This is a genomic window from uncultured Flavobacterium sp. (genome assembly GCF_937967675.1).
Classification (GTDB): Bacteria; Bacteroidota; Bacteroidia; order Flavobacteriales; family Flavobacteriaceae; genus Flavobacterium.
In genome coordinates this window covers 1-20,289 of sequence record NZ_CALBSN010000026.1, presented here as the reverse complement: position 1 = coordinate 20,289, position 20,289 = coordinate 1, and the positions used below count along the sequence as shown (strand labels likewise).

Genomic DNA, 20,289 nt, shown 5'->3' with positions numbered 1-20,289 from the left:
TCGTCGGGCTCATAACCCGAAGGTCACAGGTTCGAGTCCTGTTCCCGCTACTAAGTAGAAAAAAGCCCGCTAAGGCTTTAAAGTTAAAGGTTTTGAATACTTTTCAAAACCTTTTTTTATGTCCAAAATTCTTAGTATCTTACAAATCGTAAACGAAACCGTAAACGATTTTACCTTGAAGCCAAAACGCAATTACACCGAACCCAAAATCTATACCGGAGGTATTGAAATTACCAAATGGTCCAAATATTCTAAAACGGAACAACAAGAAGCTTTAGAGAAAAACTGGTTTGTATATTTTTCTTTTCGTAATCCAAAAACAGGTTTTTTAGAAAAACAACCCTTTATCAAAGGTGGCGTGAACCGCTATAAAACTAAAGAAGAGCGAATCGAAATTTTAGAAACCTATCGCCGTAATTTACTTCGAATCTTAAAAGAAGGCTACAATCCTTATGACGAAAAAGGTACTCAAAACGAAATTAAATCCGTAAAAGAAGCTTTTGCTTTCGCACTGGACATCAAAAAGAATATGATGACCGAGAATTCCTATATTCGTTTTAAATCCAGAATCAAGCGTTTTGAAAAGTATTTAGAAGAAAAAGGCTATTTGTTTCGTTTTATAACTTCTGTGGAAAAATCAATCGTAATGGATTATCTCAATATGGTATTAGATACTTCAAGTGCCAGAAATAGAAACAATACCAGAACAGATATCCAAACGTTGTTTCAAGTATTAGAAGATAACGATGTTATTGCCTCAAATTTTATTTCTAAAATAAAAGTTTTAAAAGCACCTCCAAAACGTAACAAGAGTTATTCAGAGAATAAATTAGAACGTATTTATTCCTTTTTAAAGGAAACAGATCCTAATTTATTATTGTTTATAAAATTCGTTTCTTACAATTTTTTACGACCTATCGAGGTTTGTCGTTTACGTGTGGAGGATATTGATTTAAAAGAGCAAAAATTAATCGTTAAAGCCAAGAATAAACTAGTAAAAGAGAAAATTATTCCAAATATTTTAATGCAAGAATTATCTTTTTTATCAAATTACAATGGAAATGATTTTCTTTTCACGCCAAAAGGCATACCTTCAAGTTGGGAAGCTACTGATGATAACAGAAGAGATTATTTTACTAAAAGATTTAAAGAAGTAAAAGATTTGTTTACTCAAAAAGCAAAAGAAGGGGATAAGGATTACTTTGCTTTAGGGAAGGAATATGGTATTTATTCTTTTAGACACACTTTTATTACTAAGATTTACCGTGAAATGAGAAAAACACTCACGCCATTTGAAACAAAGAGTAGATTGCTTTTAATTACGGGACATAATACGATGAATGCACTGGAGCAATATTTAAGAGATATTGATGCGGAGTTGCCTGAAGATTATAGTGATTTGATTAAGTAGGAATGAATTATATTTTCCTGTAATAGTCTTCTTTTACTTTGAACTTTGTGTTTTTTTCGTAAATCTTAGGAAAATTTAAAACATAGTTGTCAAATCCAATCATTTTAAAAATCAAAACATTTAAAAGTGTATAAAGTCTAACACTTGCATAGTATAAATCAAAATCCTTTGATTCAATTGAGCGATTTGTGCCTTGTTTTTTAAAATCTGGAACTCTACCGTGCAAAAAATCATTTCTCGACTTAATCACTTTCAAGTCCTCGTCTAGTAAAGTAATTCCTAATATTGAAAAAGGTTTCTTTAAACTTTCTAAATTAGTAATTTGGTTAATATTTTCAATCCTTATTTGTAACGTATTAATATCTTTAAATGATTCTTTACTTGAATGCTTATTTAATACATCAATCAAGTCATTTTTAAATTCTTTAAAATCTTGCTTTGAATTTATTGGTGCTATTTTTTCCTTTTCTGCTCCAATTATAATATCCGATAGTGTTTCAAGCGCGATTGAATAACCACTTGGTCTAAAAATTAGACTTGCCTTTGTTGATTCAATGATTAACAATATCATTGCTGTAAATTCATCATTGGTAATTAATTTATTGCATAAAAATGAAAATTCACTAATTGTTAAAGGTCTAAATATTTTCAGTTTATAATATTTTTCAGCAACCTTTCTGTAATCATTTAACCAAGAAAATAGGTTTGTATTTATTGGATTCATTAATGTTTTTATTTCATCTCTTAATGAGGTAAAATAAAAATCATTGTAGTTTTCCATCTTTGAGTTTGAATAAGAAAAGAAATAACCTTTATTTCCTGCAAAATACCCAGAAACGTAACCTAAAGCTATCCTTATAGCAAATGTTTTATTATTAAATTCCTCATAAGTCTGCTTTTTCCAAGATTCAATAATAATGTATTTGTTTTTATTTTCATCCTTTTCCTCCAGTATAAATATTTCTTCCTCCATTAGATTTATTTTTGTTGCTACACTTGAACGGATGCCGTAATCATTTTCAATAACTATGTGGTCAATTTGAAAGATTATATCTAAAGATTTTGAATTTGGAATAACAAATTTAAAATATTGTTTTTTTGATTTTGAAAACCCTTTAGAATGTAATTCATTAATCGAGCCTTCTAAACTTTGATTTGAAAATCTACCAATAAATACACTATTGAAAATTATTGTTTTTTCATTAGAGTCAAAATTTACTTTTTTAATAACATCTCCAACACCAAGGTTTTTACTTTTTCTACTATATTTATTAAAATCAAATTCAACTTTAAACTCATTTTTTAAACTAGATAACTCAACCTCATCAATTCCATCTAATGAAGATTTTGACTTTCTAAAAACACCTTTTTTAGGTATTTCAAAGTCATTAATAAAAGTTATAGGCTTTTTATTATAGAAAAAAGGTATTCTTTTTGAACTCATATTTAAAATTTCATTTCAGGAAAAACAATTGATACAATTTTATTGTATTTGGTATCTTGTTGAGGTTTCCAATTGTTTGTATTCAAAATTTTAGGTTTTAGCAAACCTTTTTTATCCTCACTACTGCAAAATTTATCAATTCCCCAATAAATTTCAATTGCTTTTACAACAACATCAAAAAATACAACTCTGTCATTTTTTAAATTAGTATAGTGATTAACTACTTGGATTAGGTTCGAGAAATTACTTCCAATCACTCTTTTCTTTTTTATTGACAAAATGGTAAAAAGGAGTTGTTGAATTGAACTGTTATAAGAATTAAATAGTTCTTTATGCTTGCTCAATTTACTTAGAAAAATACTTATTGAAATAAAGTAAATAATTGTAAATTCATTTAGCTTTTCAGTTGTTAGAATTTTGTTTTCAAACTCTTTATTGATAAAACTTAAATCAGTCTTTGTAAAAATATACCCATTTCTAAATAGCTCAAAAATCTTATCATAAATTAAATTATGTTCTGTTAAAAATAAGCGTTGATAATTTGTAATATAAGATACATTTCTTAATTTGATTTGAGTACTTCTATTTACCTCATCAAATAATTTATTTCGCTCAATAATATATTGCTCTTTACGGTCTATTATTGGCTTTTCTTCCTCTATTTCATTATAGTAATAATTATAATAAGGGGTTACTACATTTTGTGAATTTAGTGCTTCTTCTTTCTCCTGTTTTGCAATTTTCTTTTCCCTTAATTCCTTTTCAATTGTTAAAATCTGTTCCTTTAAGATTCTCTCTTCTTTTTCAACATCAAAATAAAAAACTTTAAAATTAACCTCATCAAAAGTTAATTGTTCAAAACACACATATTTACATTCCCAATTATAATTAATTTTTAAGTTTTCAATAATTGGTATTTGATAGTAGCATAAAAGATATAAATCATTATTTTGCTGGGATAGATTTATTGCTTGATTATCTAAAACAAAAGCATTTCGATTATTGGAATAAAAAACGTCCTTTTCTGTAAATCGCTGTTTAAATTCATCAATGACAAAATTTCTAAAAACCCACAATATGTAAGTTTTATTTTCTTTGTAAAAGTATTCTCTATCAACAATGACACTTAAAAAAGTAGTTGATAATTGTATTTCAAAAACTATGTTTATATTTTTATAACTTGCTGAAATATCAGGTTTTTTCCATTCGAGATAATTTGTATTACTTTTTAAAACTTTTTCAACCTTAATATTTGAAAATTCATTGTTTGATTCAATAAATTCTTTAATCAATTTTTTGGTTTCAAAATGAAGATGACTTTCTTTTGCACCATTATATTTAACTCTCTGGATTTCTAGTCTTGAATAATTGTTGTCTGTTTTTAAATGGCAATCATTACTGTCTTTCTTATGGGCAAAATGAAGTATTTTTTTTGTTAGACCTCCACCGTTGATTTTAATATTCTGACCACAAAAGTAACACACAAAAAAAGGCTTTCTAATTCCTTTAATTGCTTTTTGTAATTCATTTCTATATTTGAAAACTTCATTCTCTGGTTTAACGAAAAAGTCATCCGCGTATACCGTTGAACCATCTTCTTTATTTAAAACGAATTCTATTGTTCTTTTGTTTAAAAAATCGCTCATTTTATCGTTTAGTTCTTTTTTATTTGCTCAATAGTAAATTTTAATCGGTTTAATAAATCATCATAACTGATAATATCAATTACATTCTTATATTTTCTTTTTACTACTTCAAAGTCTTTTTTTTGCTCAATTGATAAATTACTTTCTCTGCCCATAATTATGAAACCTTTTGGGTTTGTAATACTTATTTCAAATCCTTCAGGAATTTCATCTTTATATTTATTTGTCAGAAACTCTTCTCCATTTTCTCCCCATCGATTTAAGTAATAAATATATTTCTCAATTTGCATTACAGTGCCTGATAATTCCCTTAGTGGTATATGATTGCTCCTATATTGCCCTTTTGTCATCAATGAAGAATCTGAAGGCTTTTTTATTTCAATTAAATCAATATTTCCATCAGAATCAACTAAGAGTATATCAATGAATTTTTCATCCCTTATACTTTTCTCTTTATCATAACTAGCTTTAATAGGAGCTTCTTTAAATACCAAAAAATATTTTGGATACAGTAATAAAATTATCTGTAAAATTTCATCCTGCCAATCATTTTCAGAATAGGAAATTTCACTTAATAACATTTTTTCAAGCTTTTCTAGTATTGTTTGATATTTTACTAATTCAACATCACTAAAAAGCTTAATTAGATTTTCGCCTTTGTTAGTTGCTTTTTTGTCAATGTATTTGTCAAATTTTTTTTCAGCATTAATTGTGCTGGAGAAAAACTCTTTTATTACATTGGTTAATCTTGCCTCGGAATATAATTTTTTTTCATATTTAGTTGGAAAATCATTTATTACACCTAAAAAATCTACTTCTGAAATTGCATTTGTATTGTCGCCTCCAATATAAATATCCTCATTTATTACTTGTTCTATTTTTTTAAAAATTGAAATATCACTTTCTGCTATGAAAAACTCTTTAACTAATTCGATGCTTTTATGAAAGTATATGTCAAGTTTATCAATTAAGATACCTCTTTCGATTTTGTAATAATCACCAGTTAATTTTGCAAAAACAAAATCTATTGAATTATCTGTATCGATATCTACATCGTTATTAATATCACCTTCTTTTAGTTTCTTTAAATTCTCCTTCTTGAAATTATAAACCTTATTAAATACAACTGTTTCATTATTTTTAAATTTTTCAAAAATCCATGCTGTACTCGAATTTTCATAAGGATAATAAGTAGCAATTATTTTTTTCTTTTTTGTATTGAATTCAACCATCTTTTTATATTTCAATAATTTCCCATTTATTTCTATCTATATCGGATAAGCGAGAATCAAATCTGTCTTTATGAATTGCTACACAAAGAAAATTGGTAGGCCTTGAAAACCCAACATATGCCATTTTTGTTGATTGTATTATTTTATCATGGCTGTTTGGAACAACAGCAAGAGTTTGAGATATTGTCTGTGCTCCTAAAAACTGATTCCTTAGCCTTTCGGATTCGTAATTTCCATAGCCCCTATCAAAAAAAGATTCTAAATATAATGTAGCACAGTGTGTCTGTCCTTTTACAGCGTGTACACTAGTCACTTCTATTTCTAAGTCACCTTGTTTATATATGTTTGTAGTTTCTGGCTCTTCAATATTTTCAATTAAAATATCTTCTACATCTTTTGATATAAAATTTGAGCTAGTTGAAATTTGAGCATCTGAAAAAAAACTTAAAAAAACAGGGGCATATTCTTTTATCTCATCCCAAATCTCATTTGTTTTTCCTTTTATTATGCCAATAGACCAATTATATATATTTAAACTAAATTGTTCGTGAAAAACAAAATCTTTTTGTTTAATAAAATATATTAATTTTTTCTTTGTAAAGGTTCTCCCGTCTTCACTATTAATATTTTCTAGTCGTAATATTTTTAAAAAAGCATTCAGTATGTTTTTTCGAATAGGTTCTAGTGTCAGTTTGCTTTTATCATAAAATAAAAGATAGTTTTTTAAGCAATTATAATCTTGTTTAGGTTTTTGATTATCTTTTTTAAAACCACTAAAATAATCTACAAGTCTAAGTTTGGCAATATTATCTATATCAGCTTGGACTTTCCACTCTGTATTCCACGCTACAACTTTGGAAGGATATTTATTAAAATCAATTAAACTACCATTTTCTTTAAAGTTCCTCACTAGTTGTGTGAAATGCGGAATGATATTGTTAATCGATGAATTTTCAAAAATTAAAATATGAGGCTTTATTTCGCATTCATTTAATCCAATAATTTCAAAGTTATCATTAGAGTGCAGGGCAAATTCACAAACTATATCGGCTATTGGTTTACTTAGCCTTTGACTTCCACTTAATCTTAAAATTTCTTCTCTATCATTCCAGACTTCATTAACTTTTACGGAGTTATAAATAGCTTGATTTTTATCACCAATTCGCTGAAAATTTGAAATACTATTTCCCTCATCAAAAAATAATTTTTCTAATAAATTATATTGATGGGTATCCATGTCTTGCATTTCGTCAACAAATACATAAGAAAAACGTTTTTGTAGAATATTCTTAATTTCAGGAAAACGTATTAAATAACGCTCTGCTAAAAAATATGCATCATCATAATTTAGAAATCCAGATTTTAATATGTTGGTTTTAATAGTTGTGAACGTTTTATATGTTTGTGAGTTGTTCTGGCGACTTAAACATACTTCTCCATTCACTCCCTTTAATAAATTTAAGTTTACATCAAATCTTAAATTTTTAAAAAAGCTTTCTGGGTCGTGTTGTTGATATAACCAATTTTTTGCACCTGACTCTGGTAAATTATGAAAATAACCACTTGCGATTTCATCAAAAATCTCACTATCTATTCTAATTGGTTTTTTCTTAAAGTTTGAAGTATAGAAAGGAATTGCTAAAAAATCATCAACAAAACTTTGAATTGTACCAACAAAATTGGGGTAAGAAAATAACTTAGGACAATGCTTTTGTATTTTATGCTTTATTTCATCAATTGCGGCATTTGTATGTGATAATACAAGTATTCCTGACCCATCTGAAAATGGTAACTTTTTTTCTAATATTAAAAGTTTTGCTAATAGTGTAGTGGTTTTACCACTTCCTGGCACAGCTTGTAGGTCTATTGTGTTAAGATTGCGAATAAAGTCTTTTCTTTCATTATCAAAAGTTTTTCCTTCAGGGAGAAGAATCTTTTCCGCATGAAGGATGTCTTCATTTGTTATATTAATTTCCTGCGACATAGTTTATTGCTTTTACTAGGTAATTAATACTGTCCGTTTCATCATTAATCGCAATATTTATAGTTTTTGCATCTATCTTTTCCTCTTCATAGTTTTTTAAGTCCTCATCAATATCATTTGCAATTCTATAGGCAATCTCTGTTTTTTTTAAACCTTTATTAATAAGTTTTTCAGCTAATGATTTTTCAAAATCTGTTTCCCAATCTGTCCCAGTATGAACGGATTTAGCATTGAGCTGTAATGTGTTTGTTAAACTATTTGATTTAAATAACGAATATTCTAAAGTCCAATTTGGAGCTATAAAATACTGTACATTATTTTCAGATTTAGCTTTTAAATCAGCAATTTTTTGGTCTGTTTCTGCTTTTATTGTTGCTAAATCTCTTTTTTGACATACCGATTCACCCCCAATTTGTACCTTTTCATATTCCCTAATATCAGAATCTGTAAGAATAGCTATTGGTATTGTCATTAATGGGGCTTCTTTTCTAAGAAAAATATTTGCATATCTACTGTATGCAAGACTACCAACATTAACAATTGAAATCCCTTTCTCAGTTAAATTAACACCTATATTTTTGGAAATACTAGGAATAAGTATTTCTTCTGCCCATCCTTCAACTAAAATGATTCCTTTTGCAAAAAATAAATTAGCCTTTGTTGTATCAAGAAACTTTTCTAAAAATTTATAATCATCAGGGGCAAGTTTTGTATAGTCAGAACCCATTGGAAAAGCATTACCATTATTACAAATAATCAGGTTTTCGAGTTTTAATTTAGATGCTAGATTAGGACTATGTGTGGTTAGAATTAACTGAATTGCATCTTGCTTTTGAAGAGATTCTATAACTTGCATTTGAGCTTGTGGATGAAGATGTGCTTCCAATTCTTCTACTAAACCTAATCTTAAACCACTCCAGTTTGATTTGTTCAAGTGAAGTAATTCGGCAGCCATAAACAATCTGTTAAGTGTTCCTAGTCCAGGATTTAATTCATTTTTTAAGAATAAGGTTAATTTTTCAAGAATACTTTTTATATCATTTGATGAAGCAATAAATTCCGCTTCATATTCATTACTATAAAAGCCTTTAATATATCCATCAATTTTGTCCTTAATAACCTTTCCTTCCTGTGGTGAAATTTTTACTTCTTCACCGTCATCGTTAGTTGTTGAAATTTCAAATTGACCCTTGAAATACTTATCAATTTCTTTGCTTAAATTTTCAAATATAAGTACAAGTTCGTGATCAGTTTCTTTTCCTTTAAATGCAGAATCTCCCAAAAGAATTTGAGATAATCTTGAATTGCGTTTCGCAATTAATTCGTTTTCCGCATCTCTTAGCGGTTTCAAATATGTGGCTTTAATATATTCTCTTGCTTCAGCTGTTAATTGATAACCATCTTCATCCGAACCTGCTTTTAAATCAGTCGGTAAAATTTTTTTGCCTTGTCTTTTTACATCATAATTTATTTTCAAATATGGCACAGCATTTTCTCCTGAGCCATCCCAACCAAGCCATTCGGTAAAATTTTTTGCTTCATCTGGGATTAATCCACTAAAAATCAGTTCAATTCTAAAACGATCTGAATTGCTATAAAAGTCTTTATCCTCAACTCTAATGTAATCATAGCTATGCGTTTTTAGAGCAAGTTTAATAGCATCTATTATCGCTGTCTTTCCCGAATCATTTTCACCAATAATAACATTTAAACCTTTTGAGAAGTTTAAATTTAGGTTAGGTTTTTTAATATCAAATTCCCTATCAGAACCAAATTTTCTAAAGTTCCATAATTTTATATTTTGTAAATACATTAATTTTATTATTAATCTTAAATCTCAAATTTAGTGGTTTATTGTTTTATAATGAACAAAAACTAAAATTTTAAAGTAATTATTTATTAAATAAGAAATGTTATTATGGTTTGTTTTTTTTAATTTTACAACATTAAAATATTAACACTTGCGTAAGCTATCGTTATTAGTTACTGAAAACTAGGAATCTTCATGACAACTTAATAACAGATGGGATTACGTCCGTGCCTAGTACTGGCGTGGACGGTTTCTTTCTTGTTGTCAAGCCTTCCTAGTGGCTCAGTAGCGGATTGATTCTAGTTTCACGCCTCTTTAATTAGGTACATTATGAAAAAAAGAAATCCCAACCCTGAGCGTTCAGAGTTATTACATCCATTGGTAAGTTTATTATTGTTTGACAAGGAAAAGCCCGATTTTTCAATAAATAAAACTTGTAAGTTATCTCCATCGTATTTTAAATTTAGTGAAGTCCCTGACCTAATCAGATCAGAAAATTTCGCATTGAAATTAGATTCATTCTTCAAACTTTTAACTGTAGAACAAAGAGACAAACTTATTTCTCAATTGGTGAAAAGTATAAAATTTGAAATTGTGTATAGAGGTGTTAATGTACTTCGCAGACCAAATTATGAAATGTATGATTTTAACACGGAAGAATCGCAAGAAAATTATCGCAGAGAATTGAAAGTTTTTATTGAAACAGGAAATGTTAGAGACTTTTTAATTATATATTTTGGTCTATTTTTTGAAGATATTTTTAAACACTATTTTGAAATACCTTATGTTGTATCTGAGGATGAGTACAATGAAGTATTAGGAATTTATGCGGTTATTGAGTAAATAAATTGATAAAAAGGGAAACGGAGCCTAAGCTCCGTTTCCCTTTTTAATACCTCTTCAACTTCCTCAAAAGATACTCCGTAGCCTCTGCATCAGAAATAAGCGGTTTCTTTTTAGATTTACTTTTATTAGATAGAGTAGGAGACTGCACACCCAGCATTTTGTACAAGCGAGCTACTTCCGTTTCTGGAAGGGCTTGTATTACGCTATATGCAGTCTCTGCTTTCATATTTTATCTTCTAAATCTTATTCTTGGTTTTGGCTTTTCATTTGCTTTACTTTCGCCCAAATAATTTTCTGATTTTCTACTATAGTTTCGGCTGAATTCTTCAGTTGGGCTGAAAGTTCTTCTTGTTTCTTCTCTAGTTTTTCCAATTTCTGTTGTATTTGTTGAAATAGGATTATTGATTCGCTTTTGTTCATTTGGTTTGAGTTTTTTAATTATGTTATTATATGATAAGCTTCGGTGAATTTTACTTCCTTTATAAGTAACATCTTTGTACTTAAATGAAATTCCGGACACTAATCCAGTAGTACTTTTGTTCAGTTTTACTTCTATTTCTTTTCCCTTGAGTTTTTGAAAAAACTCAAGTATGGTTAAGTGTTGATTTAATAATTCATTTATTATTGACTGTAACACTAAACGATCTGGACTTTCTCCAGTTCTAAGACATTTTTCAATCTCACCTTTTGTAAGTACATTTGATTCTTCCTTTCGAACTAATTCGGTTAAATTATATTTCTGTTCTAATTTTCGAATTAAAGTTTCACTTCGTTTATAATCATGTGAATCACTTACAACATTTCCAGAAAAATTAACCCGATTTGCCACAATATGAATGTGGGAGTGATCTTGGTCAAAATGCTTGTAGATTATATATTGATTTTCATCAAATCCCATTCCTTCAAGGTAATCTCTTGCTAAGTTTGCGAATTTCTCATCAGATAACTTATTAGAGTCTTCATAGGGTAAATTCAAACTCACATGATAAACCGCTTTTGATAGATTTGGTTTTTGCTGTCTTACTATATTGAACTCTTTAGTTTGTTTGACAACTGATTCAGATGAAAGATTGGTATCTAAAACAATAGCTTCACCTTTATCTACTTTGTTTTGATTGTATTTCAAAACGCCATAAAAATCCTTTCCTTTAACTTGCTTCGCTATCATATTTACATCAATAATTGATTTTTAATTTCGTTTAGTTTTTTATTCAAATTCTGTAATTCCTCTTCTAATCCTCTCAGATTAGGATTCCCTTGATTGACTTTTTTGGACATTTGATTAATGTTGTTCCCAATTCTAGAAAGCTCAATTAGTAAATCTCTTTCTAAACCTGACATTGAAAATTTTGGTAATTGTTTGTGTAATGCCCTTCTTCTAATAAATTCAACTACATTTAATCCATGTGATTTTGCCGCTTCCTCAAGTTCAACTTGTTCATTTAAAGTTACTCTTAGATTGATTTGAAATAGCTTAATTTCTTCTATCTTCTTTTTTGGTCGTCCCATATTTTCATCTTTTAATTGTTTCAAAATTCAGAATCGAATCCAAATAAAAAACCCATTTAAATTCGTTCAACAAGACAAATTTAAATGGGTAAAAAATGGAAAAATGAGGGTATCGTACACAAAATAATGTACGATACTAGCTAACAATTTAGAATATCTTCATAGATAGTAACAAGATTTATAAAAGCATTTTCATCTTGAAAAAACAATTGACAAGGATTAACCAATAGCTTCAATGCATTTTTATAATGTCCTTTTTCCAGCGGTCTATCTTCATAATGATGACATGGATTTTTAGGATGTATGGCTTGTGGTGTATTTAACTTATTAATACTTCTATTTTCAATTTGAAATCTAACTTTGGCTTGCTTTACAAGTTGCTCTAAATTGATGTCAATTTCGTTATAGGTTTTTAATGGATAATATTTCTCCTGAAGTAAAACTATTAAAGCCCTTCTTATGGAAAGATTTTCTTTAACTACAATACCCATTTCTTTTAATTCTCTATCAGAATTTAGAAGCTTTTTTTGTATTGCTTTTAGCTGACTAAGATTAAAAAAATGGCCATCAATAACCAATATAGATGATTCATCTTGTAAATTTTCAACAAATTTAACAGCGTCGATTAATATTTCTTTTTTCATTATCTTTTGTGACCTCCTCGTCCTCTATTTAAATTCCAATTTGTACCTAATGTTTTATTAATTTTCTCTTTGAAAATTTTTTTCTTTACTATTAATTCAAAAAAGTTATCTCTTACAATATAATTTGTGATAGCATAAACAACATCTTTATTACTAGATTTTGAAAAATACTCATTAAAAGTAAAAGACATGATTAACAAATCTTTACTACTCATTACTGTATTTTCTTTTAAAATCTTATTAGCCACAAACTCAAGTTTGTTTGAAGTAATATCTAAAGTTCGTTTTACTCTTTCTGCTCTAGATTCAAAAAAATAATCACTTGTATCAATAATCGATTTTGAATATTCACTTAAAAAAAACTTCCCATATTCAAATTTTCGGATAGCCATATAATCAATCATTGCTAAACGAATGAATTCATTCAATTCGAAATCCGAAAAAATTTTTGATAAAAGATAGTTTTTACCCTTAAGAAAATTAAACCAATTTTGATTATCATTATCAAGATTTTCCAATAAAACTAATCCGAATTTTGAGGTTGTAGAAGAAATTGGAATAGAACCAGTTAAAATCACATCTACTTCTACTTTTTGGTGTTCTTCAATAACAGGATAATGATAGCAAATGGAAAAAAGAACAGCTAAAATGGATTTTAATTCTGTTTCTGTTAATTTCACTGGATTTAAATTATATTCTTCTCTATATTTTTTTTTGATATCATTCCATTTGATATAATCATAGTTTTTAAAAACTAAAGGTTTTATCTCCATACTATTTTGTAATAATTTAAAATTATATGGCATCAAAAATAGAATTAAGAAACAGAAAATAATATTTTGAAATTAAAAATTATTTACGTAACTTACTGATAATCATTTTATTGATACTTTTTAAAAAGTATAAAAAAAATGAATATGTTTTAAAAAAATCAAAACAAAGAAGAGTCTGAAAATCAGCTAAATGAAATAAATTAGCAGTATTTTCTGTAAAAAATAAATTTTGAAAAAGATTTTATCACTTTATAATCAAATTCAATTTCAAATTGAATTTGAAGGTATTTTGTAATTTAAAAGTAGAAGTTTAAAGTCATTTCAGTTTGAAAAACACTCTAATTAAAATTGATTAAACAAGAAAATTAATCAAGAATTTCAACATTGCAAATGTTCTGATTTCAGCGGGGTGTGGGGTGCAACCCTGCCAAGCCATGTGACCAAAGGGAGCGTTTTTGCTATCAAAAACATGGCTTGCTTCATGAAAACGTAGAATTTAAGTTGAGGGAAAAAATAAAAAAATAAACCAGCAAGTTTTACAAGCTGGTTTAAAAAGTAAACTATTTTATTAATAAAGATGCTGCTATATTACAATGACTTTCTATGGTTTCCAAAATGTGTTCAATTGTGTTTTCATCTATTTCACTTAGGTCAACATCATCTGCGAAAGAGGAAATTTCATTTTGTAAGAGTTCATTTAAATCTTCATCTAATCCTGATGCCTTCGGATTATAAATTTTATAAGCAAGTTCTCTTCCAAATTCTTTGTCAATTGAATCTTCATCCAAATCAGCTCCTTCATTAGCTATAAAATCATCATAATAGATTAGGTAATTTTCATTGAGTGTTAAAAAGTAAAGTGCTGTTTTATCATTTTGATCTAGCTTAGAAACAAACCCAGTTATAAATTCTGAAATTTCTAATTCTTCATCTCCATAAATATCACCTTGTAGGGAACTTAACTCCTCTAATAAGGGATTAATATTTTTTGTCTTGATTTTCCTTTTCCCTTTTTCATTTTTTAGAAATGTAAAATCAAGGAAAAATTCTTTTAAAAGAACTTTTTGTGCATATCTACATACTACATTATTTAGCTCTTTTGTAACGATTAGGTGTTCTGAGAAGGTAATCATGATGAAAATTTTAGAGTCTTAAATTTAGTGAAAAAGAATTAACCCCAAAAATAAATCCTTAAAATACATTGTAAAATTATAAAACTCCTTGAAAAACAAATTGTTTTCCTATTTAGCCGTTTAAGATGTGTTCTTAGTGAAAGGTTTTTTCTTTCTATGTGGTTTGTTCCAAAAGGTTTTGTTCTATGAATAAATTCATTAAGTAAAGATTTATAATGAACCAAATTATCTGTATAAACAGTTTTGGGATTTGAGAGTAATAATGTGTTTGTTACATATTGTAACGTTCGTTTAGTTCTTCTTCCTATACTAAAATTAACAACTTGTTTTGTTTTTCTTTCTAATGCATACACAATCCAAACAGGACGTTCTTTATTTCTTATAAATGTTCTGATTTCATCTACTTCATAGGTTTTGTTTTTGATTATTGGCTGATTAGGTATTTTCTTAGCAATTGCAATTATTCTCTTCAATAAAGTTGTGGTTGATATTTTTAATATTCTTGCCGTACTTCTTATTCCAAGACCTTCTTTTGTAAATTGAACAATTCTTTTGTTTACCCAATGATTATAAGCTTTATAAGTATAAAAATCTATGAATCTTTTTTTGCATGATTTACAAATAAATTGCTGTTTTTTATTAATAGTAAAACCGTTTTTAATAATATCATTAGATTCACAACTTGGGCAAAATTTGCTATCACTAAATCTGATACACGAGGTCTCATTTTTTATCATTTTCTTTGATTTAAGCACTTTAAACATAAAAAAAGATGAACTATATAGCTCATCTTTTTTGCAAATATTTTTAATTTTTATTGATTATCAATTTGTTAGATACACAAAGAGTGCTCATCACTAAATCTGATACATTACCATATTATTTAAACTTAAAAAAAACGGCATTTCTGATTCATACATCAATGCCGTTTATATCTGCGAACTAGTTAACTAATCCTATTTTAATTAGTTATTGATTCTATTTTAGCTTTCATTTCATTAGGAATCTCATTACTATTTTTGGCTATTTTTTTATATTCGTAAGTTTCATTTTCTTTTATTAACACTGTTGTTAGTTGTAGGTCAGAAGTAAAAAACCATATATTGTCATTTTGGTCTATAAATAAGAACCAATTTGAATTATTACTAAAACTTTGATTTATATTCTGTTGATAAATAATATTGTTAAGTTTATCTGCAATTCCATAAATTAAGCTCCCATCATTAAATTCTTTGATTATAATTTTTATTTGTTTATGATAATAAATGCCAGGCGCATATACAAATTGATTACTTTTTATAAATTGATTATTTTTATCTTCCTTTTGACAAGAAAACATAAAAATTATTATTAATATAACTATACGCTTCATATTTTAATATTTTATATTGATTTTATGCATTATCTTCCTGTAACAACTGTTCCATTTATATTATTGTTTTTTATATCAGCTCCAGAAACTGTAATTGTCTGAGTCCATCGAATTTCTACACTATAATCTTTCGGTGAGTAAAACTTCTTTAAAAAATCATTTGCCTTTGTATCTGCACCATAACTGTGATTAGGATTAATCGTATCATACCATTTCAAATTAAAATTAAATGAATATGAATCAGTTTTTTTATCATATTTACCAACTACACCAAAACTAAAAAACAATGTACCATGTAACATTTGATAACCTGTAAAATAGCCATTTTGAATCTCAAAAGGAAAATTACCTGAAACAAAAGAACTATTTACTTCATTTCTATCTGACATACCACTAGCCATTGAAAAAGCCTGAGATATAAGCTCGTTATTTAGAATTTCATTATCTCGCATATAATCCTGCCACTCTTGAGATATTAAAATTAAGTCTTTTCCTGACCCTGATAACCAATGACTAAATAATTCTTGACCTCTGGCATCAAAAATAAAACTACCGCTACCAACCCTTCCTCTATTTCTTTCTCTCTGTCTTGGTCTTCTTCTACCTGGGTCTCCTTGCCCTTCTCCTTTTTCACTACCATCTTCATTAAAACCATACTGAGCCATTGCGGTTTCAAAACTAACTACTTCTCCATTATCTGTATACTGTCCTTTATTTGGTCCATCCCAATTATAAATGGCATCAGCACCACTTGGGTCTGAAAATATTACAGGGTTATTATCAAAAGCTGTATATGGTGTCACACTTAAATGTACTACAGGGTCTTGCACTACCCAACGAGCAATGGCTGGGTCATATTGACGCATGTCCATTGCGTACATATTAAGCCCTAGCTCATCTTGATACTCTTTTCCGTTGTATTTATACTTATAACTGGTAATAAACAAAGGCGGTACGGGTTTAATTTTTAAAACCTCGGCTTCTTTTGTGTACATCATTTTATCAGAATTATAGCCTGAGTGTTTGAGTCCAAAAGGGTAGTAGTGGTTTTCTTCTATAATTTTAAGAACTTTTGTACTTGGGTCTAGGCTATAACTTAAGCGTATGTTACCTAAATGATCAGTGTAATTAAACACGTAATTAAATCGATAGCTTGTTCCTCCCATTAAAACCATTTCTTCGGTAGCGTTAACATAACCTTCTGCATGCGAAAAGAACTGTAACTTTGAGTTTTTATATTGAAAACCAGTTAGGTAATCAGTAGTTGTAATTGTTGTTCCTTCGGTAACAGTTTTTTTTAGTTTATTTCCTGTTGCGTTATAAAGGTAGGCAATTTTGCCATAGGTTCCAAAAATAATTTCTACGGGTAAATTCAAATGATTGTAGCTAATATGGGTTATTGCTTTATTGGTATCACTTATCATATTTCCGTTATCATCATATTTATAATCATCTTCAGCATCGGATATACCATCACTATCATCACTAAAACCTTGTGGGTTTGCAGTGGAATCGAAAACACGTAACAGCTGATTTTTATTATCATCATCATATAAATAGGTTAAGTTGTCAATGGGGTTTTCAAACTGCATACCATCGGTGTCCATGGCACCATTTCTAATTAAACTTTTAATGTTTCCGTTTTTGTCATAGCTAAGGTGTTCTAAATAGCTGTTAAATTCGGTGTTGCCTTCTTTGCTGTAATCGGCTTTTAGTAAACGGTTAAGATTATCATAGGTATATTTGTATTTTCGTTGTATATTATCGGTGCTGGTTTTCCAAAAGGTTTCTGAAATGTTACCGTTGAAAAGAGCAGTGGCGGTTTCTGTATCGTTGTAATTTATTTTAAAGGCAAACAAATCGTTATCGGTTTCCATATCGGTTACATTATTAATTTGTTTTAGCCATCCTCTAATATTATAAGAATAATCAACTTTTTGCAAACCTGTTGCACCGGTTACATCAGAACCACCCACATTTTTGCTGATGAGCTGTCCTAACTCATCATACGTATTTTTAGTGATTAATTGTTCTGGTAATTGGTTTATTTGTTGTTTGTGTACTACTAATTTATCTTGTAAATCGTACTGAAAAATGTCTTTTACTACTATTTCAGTATCATCTGCTATGCGTTTGTGTTTGTTTTGTGTGTATAGGGTTTTTCCAGCCCAGTCTAAGTGAGTGTCTATTTGAGTATAGCCACCTAAATGATTGGTGGTTTTGGTATGTACGGGTCTGTATTTGTAATCATATAGGGTATAAGACACCTCGGCAGTATTGCTGCTAGCGTTGTCTAATACTTTTACCCATGAGCCCGTTGGCAATCCTTTTACATTAGTAGCACGTGTTTGATTTTCAATTAGCGATGGTAAATTGCTAGGAGCTCCGCTAAAATCATAATTATCATAGAAGTTTTTTGATAGCACCTCGCTTGCTGTTAAAGTAAAAGGATTATTTCCAGTATTAATGATGGTTTGCATGTTGCTTCGTTCATTTTGATCTACCGTCATTTGTTTCCAACCGGTTTGAGTAACTCTACCAAACACGTCATATTGAGTAATCATCCAACCCACGCTACCATCACCATATGGTGAAAATGCTGGCCCTGTTGCCACTGGCTGGTCTACTTTATCATATACGATATATTCCCATTGTTTACCAGGAAGTTTTTTTTCTACCAACCGATTTCGATTGTCGTATTTGTATTGATATCCTAAATTATTTAAGATGGTTGGGTTTGCAACACCTTCAGCTAAAGGCGGAATTACATAGGTTAGATTACCATATTGGTCATAAATGTAATAGGTATCGTATTTATCTCCATCGTTATAGGTACGTTTTAAAACAACTTTACCATTTTTGTCTTTGAATTCTTCTGTAGTATTGTTTTTATCACTAAAAACTTTCCAATTTTCGTCCTTGGTTATGGTTTTATAAAGTTGATTTGGGTTGTAATATCCTGTACTAACAATAGCGGGTTCATATAGTTTATTAGTAGCGTTCCAATTAGCAATAACTTTAAAGTACTTAACTTCATTTTCTTTATTTGTGAGGTATTCAAATTTAATTTCTTTTCCACTACCCATTTTCCATGGGTTTCCAGGAGCTGCTTGTTTTAAAACCCTGTCTAATGGAGAATTTTCAAGTGCTTTTTCACTGTAAGGGTATAGTGTAGTTTCAAAGTTAGGATTACCAGTATTGGCAAGATTGGCGGAAGTATAAAAGCTAGCTACTTCAGAAGCTGCAGAAGAGATATAATTAAGAGAACTACCCGAGCTGATATACGGCAAAAACTCTTTGGTTTGTCTGCCAAAGGCATCGTATTCTATATGTGTTACGATGTCTTTACTGGTATTAGATTGCTTGTGAGCAATTTGTTGAATAGGTCTGCCTAAACCATCAAAATAGCTGATTTGTACATTGGCAACTTCGCTATCAGGGTTGGAATCAGAAGAACTATTAGGAACTTTATATGTTATGGTTTTGATATAATTCTTATCTGAGCTTTGTGCTGTAACTATAAAAGGAACAAAAATTAAAATTATTCTAAAAAACACGTGTTGTATATTATCTAATTTACTTAATATGAGTATCATTATTCTAGTTTTTATAATTGTAAGCATTTTCACTTAATATATTTCCATCGGCATCTTTTACGTATAATAATCGATTATTATCATCATAATGATAAGTAATAATATCACATTTAGGATCTGTTATTTTTATCAAATTATTTGTTGCCGAATCATACTCATACGACGTTACCATACTATTAGGATATAAATTCTGATAGTAGCATGGACTTGAATTATTTGGTGCACTTGTTCCTTGAGTAGTTGGAAGTTCTAAATTAATAGGATTTTCTATCTTTAAAACGACTTGTAAGTTATTGTTGTACTCATATTTAATTTTAGTACCACTAGAGCGAGATACTAATGTAGGTAGTCCAAAAAAATAACTATAGAAATCAACTCTATCTTCTAAATTATTTTCACCATTCCCTTTAAATGAACTAATTTTTTGAGGGTAAATTTTTAAACCAAATGGAGCATATGACACCTGTTTTACGTCAAGTTTTAGACCATTCAAATAATTTTCTGTTCTTACTAATGCACCAACATTATGCTGTTGTTGCAATGTATTTAAACTTGATGTTTCTACAGGGGTTAAATTTTGTAACTCTAATGCATCACTAGGGTAAAATAGTTTTGTACTTGTAGTTTCAGATGAACTATTGGTTGTTGTTATTTCGCTTGGTAAACTTACTTTGTCTGGCTTATACGTATAATTTGTTGTACTTACCACTTCATCCGTTAAGTTAGGTCCAAAATATTCTTTTGTTGTGGTGGAAAGGAGCTTGTAATCATATGACTTGGTTTGATACAAAATATAACTGTTTTTCGTTATATTATAAGTTACAATACAAGGAGTGGATATACTAATTTAGCTTCCAGTTAAAGTTAAGAATAAAATCTTATTTTTAAC

General features: G+C 28.7%; 16 protein-coding genes. 2 read left to right on the top strand and 14 right to left on the bottom strand.

Translation table 11 applies throughout. From position 1 onward, the window contains the following. Positions 1 to 118: 118 nt before the first annotated feature. Complete coding sequence (locus tag Q0075_RS01565) at positions 119 to 1,411, top strand: site-specific integrase (protein ID WP_297867986.1); 1,293 nt, start codon at positions 119 to 121, stop codon at positions 1,409 to 1,411. A 7-nt stretch (positions 1,412 to 1,418) separates the two neighbouring features. Here Q0075_RS01565 and Q0075_RS01560 read toward each other — a convergent pair whose 3' ends face one another. Genes Q0075_RS01560 through Q0075_RS01540 form a run of 5 tightly spaced genes read right to left on the bottom strand, consistent with a single transcriptional unit; the run spans position 1,419 to position 9,530 of the window. Further along, positions 1,419 to 2,855 carry a hypothetical protein gene (locus Q0075_RS01560; protein ID WP_297867985.1) on the bottom strand — a complete coding sequence of 479 codons (1,437 nt, stop codon included), beginning with the start codon at positions 2,853 to 2,855 and terminating at the stop codon, positions 1,419 to 1,421. Between the two features lie 2 nt (positions 2,856 to 2,857). After that, positions 2,858 to 4,501 carry a DUF6035 family protein gene (locus Q0075_RS01555; protein ID WP_297867984.1) on the bottom strand — a complete coding sequence of 548 codons (1,644 nt, stop codon included), beginning with the start codon at positions 4,499 to 4,501 and terminating at the stop codon, positions 2,858 to 2,860. A gap of 8 nt (positions 4,502 to 4,509) precedes the next feature. After that, a complete protein-coding gene (locus Q0075_RS01550; protein ID WP_297867983.1) occupies positions 4,510 to 5,733 on the bottom strand; it encodes a Shedu immune nuclease family protein in 1,224 nt (407 codons plus the stop codon). A gap of 4 nt (positions 5,734 to 5,737) precedes the next feature. Then, a complete protein-coding gene (locus Q0075_RS01545; RefSeq protein ID WP_297867982.1) occupies positions 5,738 to 7,717 on the bottom strand; it encodes a UvrD-helicase domain-containing protein in 1,980 nt (659 codons plus the stop codon). Beyond that, positions 7,701 to 9,530 carry an AAA family ATPase gene (locus Q0075_RS01540; RefSeq protein WP_297867981.1) on the bottom strand — a complete coding sequence of 610 codons (1,830 nt, stop codon included), beginning with the start codon at positions 9,528 to 9,530 and terminating at the stop codon, positions 7,701 to 7,703. Before Q0075_RS01540 ends, Q0075_RS01545 begins: the two co-directional genes overlap by 17 nt. Before the next feature lie 327 nt (positions 9,531 to 9,857). On the opposite strand from Q0075_RS01540, the gene Q0075_RS01535 reads away from it, so the two are divergent. Then, positions 9,858 to 10,370, top strand: coding sequence for a hypothetical protein (locus Q0075_RS01535; protein ID WP_297867980.1), 513 nt, complete (start codon positions 9,858 to 9,860; stop codon positions 10,368 to 10,370). A 232-nt stretch (positions 10,371 to 10,602) separates the two neighbouring features. Here Q0075_RS01535 and Q0075_RS01530 read toward each other — a convergent pair whose 3' ends face one another. The 9 genes from Q0075_RS01530 to Q0075_RS01490 form a co-directional block, all read right to left on the bottom strand. Then, positions 10,603 to 11,541: a relaxase/mobilization nuclease domain-containing protein gene (locus tag Q0075_RS01530; RefSeq protein WP_297867979.1), complete on the bottom strand. Its 939-nt coding sequence runs from the start codon at positions 11,539 to 11,541 to the stop codon at positions 10,603 to 10,605. Positions 11,542 to 11,543: 2 nt separating this feature from the next. Further along, positions 11,544 to 11,906, bottom strand: coding sequence for a plasmid mobilization relaxosome protein MobC (gene mobC, locus Q0075_RS01525; protein WP_297867978.1), 363 nt, complete (start codon positions 11,904 to 11,906; stop codon positions 11,544 to 11,546). 116 nt (positions 11,907 to 12,022) lie between these two features. After that, positions 12,023 to 12,526 carry a hypothetical protein gene (locus tag Q0075_RS01520; protein WP_297867977.1) on the bottom strand — a complete coding sequence of 168 codons (504 nt, stop codon included), beginning with the start codon at positions 12,524 to 12,526 and terminating at the stop codon, positions 12,023 to 12,025. Then, complete coding sequence (locus Q0075_RS01515; protein ID WP_297867976.1) at positions 12,526 to 13,299, bottom strand: hypothetical protein; 774 nt, start codon at positions 13,297 to 13,299, stop codon at positions 12,526 to 12,528. Before Q0075_RS01515 ends, Q0075_RS01520 begins: the two co-directional genes overlap by 1 nt. A 560-nt stretch (positions 13,300 to 13,859) precedes the next feature. Beyond that, positions 13,860 to 14,432, bottom strand: a complete 573-nt coding sequence (locus Q0075_RS01510) for a hypothetical protein (protein ID WP_297867975.1) — start codon at positions 14,430 to 14,432, stop codon at positions 13,860 to 13,862. A gap of 38 nt (positions 14,433 to 14,470) precedes the next feature. Continuing rightward, complete coding sequence (locus Q0075_RS01505; RefSeq protein WP_297867974.1) at positions 14,471 to 15,169, bottom strand: IS1 family transposase; 699 nt, start codon at positions 15,167 to 15,169, stop codon at positions 14,471 to 14,473. A gap of 224 nt (positions 15,170 to 15,393) precedes the next feature. Then, positions 15,394 to 15,804 carry a hypothetical protein gene (locus tag Q0075_RS01500; protein ID WP_297867973.1) on the bottom strand — a complete coding sequence of 137 codons (411 nt, stop codon included), beginning with the start codon at positions 15,802 to 15,804 and terminating at the stop codon, positions 15,394 to 15,396. A gap of 29 nt (positions 15,805 to 15,833) precedes the next feature. Further along, entirely contained in the window at positions 15,834 to 19,400 is a 3,567-nt protein-coding gene (locus Q0075_RS01495) for a DUF6443 domain-containing protein (RefSeq protein WP_297867972.1), read from the bottom strand. Positions 19,401 to 19,404: 4 nt separating this feature from the next. Continuing rightward, entirely contained in the window at positions 19,405 to 20,190 is a 786-nt protein-coding gene (locus tag Q0075_RS01490) for an RHS repeat domain-containing protein (protein ID WP_297867971.1), read from the bottom strand. Between the last annotated feature and the right edge of the window lie 99 nt (positions 20,191 to 20,289).